At 58.8% G+C, this 9483-nt stretch carries 7 protein-coding genes; all 7 read right to left on the bottom strand.

The window, feature by feature from the left end:
- Positions 1-73: 73 nt before the first annotated feature.
- Positions 74-1450 (bottom strand): hypothetical protein, encoded by a 1377-nt coding sequence (locus BGIM_RS0122050; protein WP_157369338.1) that lies wholly within the window; start codon positions 1448-1450, stop codon positions 74-76.
- Positions 1402-2934 carry a hypothetical protein gene (locus BGIM_RS0122045; RefSeq protein ID WP_020471903.1) on the bottom strand — a complete coding sequence of 511 codons (1533 nt, stop codon included), beginning with the start codon at positions 2932-2934 and terminating at the stop codon, positions 1402-1404. Before BGIM_RS0122045 ends, BGIM_RS0122050 begins: the two co-directional genes overlap by 49 nt.
- A 344-nt stretch (positions 2935-3278) precedes the next feature.
- The gene (locus BGIM_RS0122035) at positions 3279-3899 is read right to left on the bottom strand and encodes a response regulator (protein ID WP_020471902.1); all 621 of its coding nucleotides are present in this window, start codon (positions 3897-3899) and stop codon (positions 3279-3281) included.
- A complete protein-coding gene (locus tag BGIM_RS58010) occupies positions 3887-7375 on the bottom strand; it encodes a hybrid sensor histidine kinase/response regulator (protein WP_162136275.1) in 3489 nt (1162 codons plus the stop codon). The genes BGIM_RS0122035 and BGIM_RS58010 overlap by 13 nt, the downstream gene beginning before the upstream one ends.
- Positions 7376-7446: 71 nt before the next feature.
- Positions 7447-7908, bottom strand: coding sequence for a carboxypeptidase-like regulatory domain-containing protein (locus BGIM_RS51765; protein ID WP_020471900.1), 462 nt, complete (start codon positions 7906-7908; stop codon positions 7447-7449).
- Positions 7909-7973: 65 nt separating this feature from the next.
- Complete coding sequence (locus tag BGIM_RS58005; protein ID WP_020471899.1) at positions 7974-8879, bottom strand: DUF1559 family PulG-like putative transporter; 906 nt, start codon at positions 8877-8879, stop codon at positions 7974-7976.
- A gap of 300 nt (positions 8880-9179) precedes the next feature.
- Positions 9180-9483, bottom strand: a 304-nt coding sequence (locus BGIM_RS67225; RefSeq protein ID WP_238537701.1) for a hypothetical protein, incomplete at its 5' end; no start/stop codon positions are given.

Below are 9483 nucleotides of genomic sequence, written 5' to 3'. Positions count from 1 at the left end.
CCGCGTGAGCGCCCGGAGTCTGAAAGTCTCCGAGCACTCACGCGGCCCGGCTCGCCATCAACCGTCCGATCCGTTACTTCTTTTCCGGCTCTTTGGGCGTCTCATCCTTCTTGGGAGTCTCATCCTTCTTAAGATCTTTGGAGTCTTCGTCTTTCTTGGGATCCTTGGCGGGTTTGTCTTTCTTTAATTTCGCCTCGATTGCATTTGAAAGACCATCAATTTTTTCGGCCCTGGTGTTGGCTGTTGCATTATTTACGGTGACTTCCACAGCCGTTTGGGTTTTACCGTTGTCGAACTCCCACACGATCAAGCGATGTACGGTTGGGAAATTTTTGGCCAGCCCCTCGAAGTCCTTTAACGGAATGTTCCGCCCAAACTCCGTGAGATTACCACCAGAAATGTCGGATAACTGGAAGTAGGTCGCGGGGGTTTTCGGATCAACAATCGGCGATTGGGCAGTCGACGCGACATTTGTGGAGGCGCGGATGTGTTTGGAGACTTCCTCAATCCCCATTGCATTGATTTTCGCAGCTTCTTTCTTTGCATTTTCCTCAGTCAAAGGGAATAAGATCCAGACATTTTTGGTTGAACCACCCTTTTCCGCCGAGACACGGGCCACGTAATCGGTGCCATTAAAAACGGCTTGCGGCGGCATGCTGTCTGAAACGAGATTCGCAAACGCAAATGAATAATTTGTGACCGGAGCCACGCTTTCCAGCCCGCCTGGAACGATCTTTTTGTTCTGCAAATTTCTGAACAGCGAGCTTTGACTGCCGCTGAAGCCGCGTATCGTGATGGAGTAAAAACGGTCGGGTTGCGGGAACTCTTTGAGTTCGATGGGCTTTTCAACCACTTCATTTTTTTGCGCGTCCAGCTCCATTATGATGCCTGAATATTTCTTCGGATTCTCGTCGGAGCTTATCGGGACGGCATACCGGCCCGGCGTAATCATTCGGAAGGTTTTCTCTCGATCCCCCTTTTCATTTGGGGATAAATATTTCACCTCGCGATCTTGGCCGTAGACCACAGTCAATTCCTTCAACACTTGCTTGGGATTCGGCAGCTTTAACTCCCATTGCATGTCTTGAGCCGGCAGCATTCGCCAAGACAATTCTGTGGCGAGTTCCGGGGCCAGTGTGAAATCACTGCCCAAGATGCGACTAATCGCTTCGTAGGTGGCGGGCGAGATGAGTTGGGGCGTTTCGAGAGTGGTATATTTACACCGGTTTCCGGGCAGCTCCTCGTTCGTCGTGTAATCGAGACCAAGTTGGAACTTGGTGTGCAAATTCTTGGGTTTCTCAGTCGCCTTCGTGCGGACCAGCAAGAACAACGTGGACGGAGCGCCGTCCAACTGAGTGTCCACTTGGGCGCTGGCCACATTGGACATTCCGACAAGCGCTGTTATCGCAATTGTAATTGCCGCAAAAATTTGCTGGCTAAGTCTAGGCATTTTTTTTCCTCCTGGGATTGTGACTCGTCGGTTGCCGGGTGCTTCGACAAGTATTTTGTGTAATCATCAATGAGTGTTTTCATCTGGCCCTCGGCGATTAGAAGACCGATGTCGGTCTTCGCTTCGGTTTGGGTTTGATGGAATTTGGCCGCCCATTCGGCGAAATATTCTTGCCGGGCTTGTTCGAGAAATGGCCGGATCTTGTCTTGTTCTTCCTTCGGAGCGTCCGTCATCTTGTCCAAGGCATCTTTCAAGAGGGTGCCGAGTTGTCCCGGATCAGTCATTGCGATTTTGTTCAGCAGATCCTTCCACGATTCGGGAACCTCGACGGGAGGCATTAGTTTCGGGATGATGCCTCCCGGCGTCTTCTTCGGCGTCTTCGGGGGAGTGATTGGGTCTTTTTTGTTTTCCAGTGTCTCGCCGCCAGCTTTCTTAGGCTCCGGTGTCTTGGCCGGTGTGGTTCCCTCGGACTTGGATTCTTTCTTTTCTTTGTCGTTCTCCACCATCTTGGTGGGATCGTCCTTCTTGTCCTTGTTGCTCATGGCGAAATATACGCCACCGCCGACAGCCGCCAAAACGCCGAGAGCCACCAGCGCGGGCACGAGTTTCGAGCCACCTCCCGAACCGCCACCATTGACCGGCGGCGGGGTAACAGGCTTGGGGGCATCGACAAAGTGGCCGCTGGGCGGGTTTTCCGCGAGGGCTTGCTTCAACTCACTGGCCGTGGCGATTTCGCCCGCGAGGGCAGCGGCGATCACGCCCCAGAACTCGGCGTGCGAGGGACGAGATTTCGACGGAGCCCGGCCGAGGACCGCCCCGGCGATGATGCGGGCGACCACCTTCACATCGTCGGCGATTTTCTCGGGGCCGGCCTGCCAGGCGTATTGCCGTTCGCGTGGGGTGCTGCCCCAATAAGCGTCATTGTCGCCGGGGGTTAGCCAAGTTGGTTCGCCAATGTCGCCTTCCCAAAGGAAGCCGAGATCGACGGGAACGGCCAGCGCATCCGACCCGTTGCGGCGGATGTGGATGTTGCCGGGATGTGTGAGGCCGCAGGTCCAACTGGCTTGATGAAGTTTCGCAACAGTTTGCAAAAACAGGCTGACGGATTCGTCAAACGCCCGCAACCGCTTGTCGCCGGGTTCCAAACTTCCACGGGATTGCTTGGCTTCGCGCAACGCCCGGCCCATTCCTCCGAGACTGGCAGAACCCGCCGGGTCGCCGTGCCAGATCATTTGAAACTGGATGGGGCTTTCCAGCGGCGTCCACTCCCCGCCTGCCGGGGGGGAATAATAGGTGACGCCCCCCTCGACCGTGCGGATGAGCAGAAACAAGTCTGAATGACTGTTCGCGGGCCGGACATCGTGCGTCCCCACCGACCCCCAATGAAGTTCCCCGGCGGGCACCGCCGACCGGGAAGGAAGCGGGGGAACTTTGGGAGGAAGCGGAGGCGTATCGGAGAGGCCGCCAAAATTTTCGTCGTCCATGGGGCAACACTCGAAGCGAATCACGGAGCAAGTCACCGGCGACAAGTTCTTAGTTTTGACTGGCGCGTCCCCGAAGTCAACGGTATTTTTTGCCAGTCAGGCTTTATTCTGCCAAATTTGCCGGAATTCGAATGAGTGAGTTTGACGAGGACGAAAACTTGGAGAAGATGAACGGGAACCGCGACTCGTGTGGCGATGCCTCACCGTTCAAATGAAGCTAGCGATTCGACGTGAGTTCAGACGGCGTTTCGACATGCGAGACCACCCGGCCGGAAGTCTTCGCGGGCGATGAGTTTGATTAAACAAAATTCGGTTTTCTCAAGGTGGAAAAGCTTCGACCGCCTTTATTCCGGAAGCGCAATGCCCTCCACCAAAAACTGAGGCTTGACGACCGATTCCCAGCAACCGGGACAGATGCCGTGGCTGAACTCCGCCTTGGAATGGGACCGGACGTAAGACTCGACTTGGTGCCAGTAATTCTTGTCATCACGGATGCTCTTGCAGTACGAGCAAATGGGCAACAGCCCCTGAAGCTGCTTCACTTGGGTCAGGGCGGTTTCCAATTCCAGCACCCTCGCCGTCAGTTCGGCTTGCAAGCCGATCATTTGCGAGCCAACGCGCACGCGAGCCAGCAGTTCGTCGCGGTCAAACGGCTTGGTGACGTAGTCGTTGGCGCCGGCCTGAAGACCCGTGAGAATATGCTTCTTGTCCGCGCGGGACGTGAGCAAAATCAAATAAACGTCTCGGAGTTCGGGGCGTTCGCGCACTCGTCGGCAGACTTCCACGCCGTCCATCTCCTCCATCAGCCAGTCGAGGACGGCCAGCCGGGGCGGGTCTTCGCCTTGCAGGATTTCCCAAGCTTCCGTGCCATCGGAAACCGCCACCACTTCGTGGCCATGGCGGGTGAGCAGTGCCTCCAGTTCGAGGCGGGAAACGTCATCGTCGTCAGCAATCAAGATGCGCATCCGGCGCCCTCCTCAATAAATTTCGTCAGCGCTTCCCGAAGGCGCGCCACTTCATGATCCAGTTCGTCGACTGCTTTCCCGAATTGAGAAAACTCCCCCGCGCGCCCCATGAGTTCCAACCGCCGGGCCGCCTCGGTGGCGCGGTCGTCGCCGAAACTTCCCATCGAGCCTTTGAGTTTGTGGGCGAACCGCTCCAAGATCTTCGCATCGTGGCGTTCGCCGGCGTGACGGATCTCGGGGAGCAGTTTCCGGGCCTGCGCGGAGAACAGGCTGATCATTTTCCGGAGCAACTCCCCGTCTCCTTCGACACGCGCGAGGAGACGGGCCGGGTCAAACACCGCCTCGGCCGGTCGTTCGATGGCGATTGGGATGCAGACGGTCGCCGGCACCTTGGCCTCGGAGGCATCGGGAATGAGTTTCGCAATGGCGGCGAAGAGTTCGTCCGCTCGCAGCGGCTTCGTGACATAAGCATCCATGCCGGCCGCCAGACAACGCTCGCGATCCCCCTTCATGGCGTGGGCGGTCAGGGCCACGATGGGAATACGGCCGCCAGTCGATTTTTCACGTTCCCGAATGGCGGCGGTTGCGGCGAAACCATCCATCACAGGCATCTGAATATCCATGAGGACGAGATCAATCGTTTCCCGCCCAAGGGCGGCCAGAGCCTCCCGGCCGTCGCCGACCACCACGATGGTGTGCCCGCGTTTCCGCAATGTCTGAACCGCGAGAACCTGATTGACTTCGTTGTCCTCCGCGAGCAAGATGCGAAGCGATTGATGCCCCTTTGTTGCCCCGGCCACGGCCGTAATAGGCGCCTCGTTCTCTTCCAAAGGCGCGGCCCCCATCGCGGTGAGGATGGCATCAAACAATTCGGCTTGGGTGATCGGCTTGCGCAGGTAACAAGCGACGCCCAACTCCCGACAACGGAAGGCATCGCCGCTGCGGTCGGCCGAGGAAAGCATCATGATCGTGGCCCCGGCCAGTTCGGGGTCGTGCTTGATTTGCTCGGCGATCGCAAAACCATCCACTTCGGGCATGAAAGCATCAAGCAAAACAAGCGGAAACGGATTCCCCTCGGCAACCGCGCGCTTCATGGCGGCGACGGCGGAAATCCCATTGCTCACGGCGACGGGGCACATCCGCCAGTTGGCGAGCAGTTCTTCCAGCATCGCGCGGTTGGTGGCATTGTCGTCCACCACCAAAACCGGCAACCGCTCCAAATCCACGCGGCCGTCCAGGGGTTTCGGCGCAGGCCCCGACAGTTTTTTGAGCCGAACCGTGAAGTGGAAGGCGCTCCCCTTGCCGACTTCGCTCTCAACCCAGACCCGCCCTACCATCAGGCTCACCAGTTGCGACGTGATGGCCAGCCCCAAGCCGGTGCCGCCGTAGCTACGAGTCGTCGAAGCGTCCGCCTGGGTGAAGGCCTCAAAAATCACCTGTTGCTTGTCCGCCGGGATGCCAATGCCCGTGTCTCTCACCGTGAAGCGAAGCTCAACCGTCTCGGCGGATTCTCTCTCCGACTCGACCCGCACGGCCACTTCCCCGCGACGGGAAAACTTGATGGCGTTCCCGATCAGGTTGGTGACGGCTTGCCGCAGCCGAAGTGCGTCGCCGATCAGCCCGTCCGGCACATTCGCGCCAATATGGCAGATCAGTTCCAGCCCTTTCTCATGGGCTCGCAGCCCCAGCGTCTTCACCGTGGCGCCGAGGTTGTCCCGCAGGGAAAAGGGAATCGGATCGAGTTCGAGCCTGCCCGCCTCGATCTTGGAAAAATCGAGGATGTCGTTGATGACATGCAACAACGAATCGGCCGAGGTTTTGACCATGCCAAGGTTTTCCCGCTGCTCGCGGGTCAGGTCCGTGTTGAGGGTCAGTTCCGTCATGCCGAGGATGCCGTTCATCGGCGTGCGGATCTCGTGGCTCATGTTCGCCAGGAACTCGCTCTTCGCCCGGCTCGCCGCCTCGGCGGCCTCCTTGGCCTGTCGCAATTCCACTTCGCTCAACCGGAGCGCCGTCTCGGCCGCGACCCGCTCCCGGACTTCCTTCTCCAGTGTCCGGGTTCGGCGACGGGCGGTTTGGGCCAGATGGATGGCCAGGGAGAACAGCGTGACCATGATGACGCCCACCGCCAGCGCCGCGCGGGGCAGCGACAGGCTTTCCCGCTGGAGGGCGGCCTCGGTCGGCCAAACCTTCAGCACCCATTGCAGACGGCCGGTTCGGACTTGAAAAGGCTCCGCGTACTCGTCCTTGAACCGGGTGTCGGTGTTTGTCCGGCCGTAAATGCGTTCTTCGCCGGCCCAAACCTCGATGGCGTACCCGGAGGCCGTCTGCGAGTTCAAGATGTTTTCCAGCAGTGTCTGGACCGGAATCACGCTCACCAGTCCGCCGTGTTTCGCCGATCCCGGCCGGACGGGGGCGTAGGCAACCACTATCCACCTCCCGTTCCAAGAGGATCGCTGGGCCAGGGCGATTCCCGGCTCACCGGCCTCAATCAACCGGGCAAGATCGGCGGTCGCCCCCAAGTTTTCAAACTGGTCCGTGAGCCGGGAGTTGGGCATGGCCTCAAGCCACCGGATTTGCCGGGCCGGGCCGACCTGCCCGATCCCCAATGTGCCCGGCCGGAGGCGGAAAGACATCTCGATGTTGTCAAACACGGCCTCGCGGGGTTTTCGATCTGCCTGCGTCTCCTCAGCCGCCGATCCCAACGTTTTGAGCCATTCCGCAAGCGTCTGTTCCAAGACATGATGGGTTTGAGACGCCTCGAACTGAATGTCCCGCCCGATCCGTTGGGTCTGCTGGGCGTCCAGGGTCAGCCACACGATAATGGTGCCGACAATCCCGGCCAGCCAGACCATGACCGGAACCGCCCGGGCAATCGGAAACCCGGCCCAAACAGCCCGCGAAGTCGGGAGGACGCCTGCCAGCGAAGTCGCTCCGGCAAGGACGGCGCCGAAACACACCAACAGAGGCGGACCGGAATGCCGGCGAAAACCAAGTTCAAGTTGCGAGTTGAGGACAATCGCGACGGTCCCAAGCAACAGCGAGGCCCCGATGGCGGCCAAGGCCATGTGATCGGCGATCATCCGCGACCGGCGGGCCATCAGAATCAATCCCGCCCCGCCCAGCAGGAAGGCTCCGGCGGTCGCCCGGCCCACTCCTCCGGCCGGAAATGACGGCAGCATCCCGTTTTTCGGGAACGCCCACTCGTCAAGTCCCAAGTCCCGGCCGGTCAGCACGCAGATGATCCCGACGACCGCGATGGCGACCAACAACCCGCCGCTGATGACGGCCGGGCGCCGACCGCCGAGAGCGACGGCCGCCAACCCGCCCCCCCAGACAACCAAGCCAATGGCCGCGTTATAGTGCAGCGGATCAAACTGCATGTGCAGTTGAATGAGAACCAGCCCCCCGGTCGCCCAGGCGGCCAACACCGCCGCGCCGAGGCAGGCCAGGAGGCCGCCACTCGCGACGGTCAAGGCCCGAAGCCAACGGGACGATGGGGGAGAAAAGGTCATGAGCAAACCACAATCCAATGGAGTTTTTGGGGTCACTTGGCAAGGTTAATGTCGAACACTGTCACACCGCTATTGACGGTCACGGCCAGTCCGGATTCCTCGGGCAGTTCGTACCGGGCCGGGATCGGCGGTGTTGAGCGAACCTTGTCCGACTGGGTGGAATTGGGGAATATCGGGCCATTGTTCGCCTTCGGCAATTGCGGCCGGTTCCGCCACAATTCCTTCTGCGGAGCGGGCACTCGCACCGTCACGCGAGCCCGGCCGTGCGGGACATTCGGAATCGCATACGTTCCGTCCGAGCCGATCAATCCGTGGATGATTTGCTGGTTCTCACAGTAGAGAATCACGGCGCCATTGCTCAGTTGACCGCCCCGGAACGTCACCTTGCCCGTCACCGAGTCACCAGACCGGTCGCAACCGGTCATGCCTGCGGTCAGGAAGGCGAGCGGCATGGCAAAAAATAGCAGTCTGCGGACAGCCGCATGAATGTTCATGGTGGAGTTACCTGGTTGTTCAAGTTTCGGCGAGTCGTTCTTTCTGAACTTGGAACTCTAATCTCTCAGAGGCCATCGGCGGGGATGACCTCTCCTCCTTGGGTGGTGGTCAGATACCACCAAGTGAACCCGGTGATGGACGAGGAAAGATATCGGACACTCCCGTCCACCATGCAGGCTTGGATGCCGCCGGAATGGGGGGACGAGGCCAAAGTCGGGTCGCAATTTCCGTCAAACGGGGCCGGCCGGACCTGGAACTTGGACGACGGGCCAACGCAATACCCGTTCAGCGGAACGCCGTACCCGGCCAGGAACGAAAACATGCTCGGGTCGCCCAGATAATTCCCCCATAAATTTCCCCCCATTGGGAAACTTTGATTGGAGCAACGGGCGTATTTTTCAGTGAACAAAATGGTGGAAGAAGTTCCGTCCGGAAAATCGACATCCAGCCGGGGCTGATATTCCGCCGGAGCCGGCGGGCATGACTGTCCTGTCCGCACCCAAATTTGGGTGTTGACCGCATAACTGCCGACCCCCCAGATGTTCCCGTAAAGGTCCACTGTCCGTCCGTCGGCCGGGGCGCTCGGGTCGGACGGGCAGACAAACTGCCGGACGGGCTGCGCGAACGTCTGATTGTTGCCGACAAAATACGAGCCGGCGTAATACGAGTTTTGGTAGAGCGAATCCTGCTCGATGAACGGCAGAAGGTGGTAGAAGTACCCGCCGAACGCGCTCGTGCCGGGGTATGGTCCCACCGCGCAAGGCAACCGGCCGTGGATCGCATGGGCATTGTGGGAGGCCAATGCGATTTGTTTCAGATTGTTGGTGCAGCGCACCCGGTTGGCGGCCTCCCGCACTTTTTGCACGGCGGGCAGCAAGAGTCCGATGAGGATGGCGATGATCGCAATCACCACCAGCAGTTCGATCAGCGTGAATGCCACCCGGCCGGTTGCTCGGTTAATCTTGCACATCAGAAGCCTTGCGTCAGCGGTGATTTAAGCAATCATCCAATCCCGACACGGGCTTGCGGGGGGAGATTCAACTCTAGATTTATTCCCGGAGTCGAACTGGAAATAATGCCGCAAATGAATGTCGCAGACTGACGACCCGGCGCAAGTTCTCGCGTTCCATCGTAATCAACGGGTGATCGATCAGGGTTGGTGTTTATCGGGAGTTGGCGGGAACACGCCCACACGCTACTTGCAAAGACAAAACATTTTCATGCGATCAAAAAACTCGAACGGGCTGGTGCTTTCGCGAGAGAGATGAGGCTACAGGGATTGAGGTTTCCCGATTTTAAAACCGGTCAAAATCCACCCCAAAAGTGAACGAAAAACAGCGAAAAACACCCCTCCGGCGACCATTTTTGGACGTTGGACACCCCAAAAATGGTCAAAATAGTGGGCCAACTGAACACTATTTTTCAAAACCCCCGGAAAAACAGAGGGGTCGCCTGATGATTTTGGGCAAATGCGCAGCGATTTAGAGCCATTAAAAATGGCCCAAAATGAGGGAAGACTGACACCAGACTCCAACCGGCGATAAGCGGAACGGTCCGTCTTGGGGTTTCCAGAG

The organism is Zavarzinella formosa DSM 19928, from assembly GCF_000255705.1.
GTDB classification, from domain to species: domain Bacteria; phylum Planctomycetota; class Planctomycetia; order Gemmatales; family Gemmataceae; genus Zavarzinella; species Zavarzinella formosa.
This window is presented reverse-complemented; position numbering and strand designations above follow the sequence as displayed.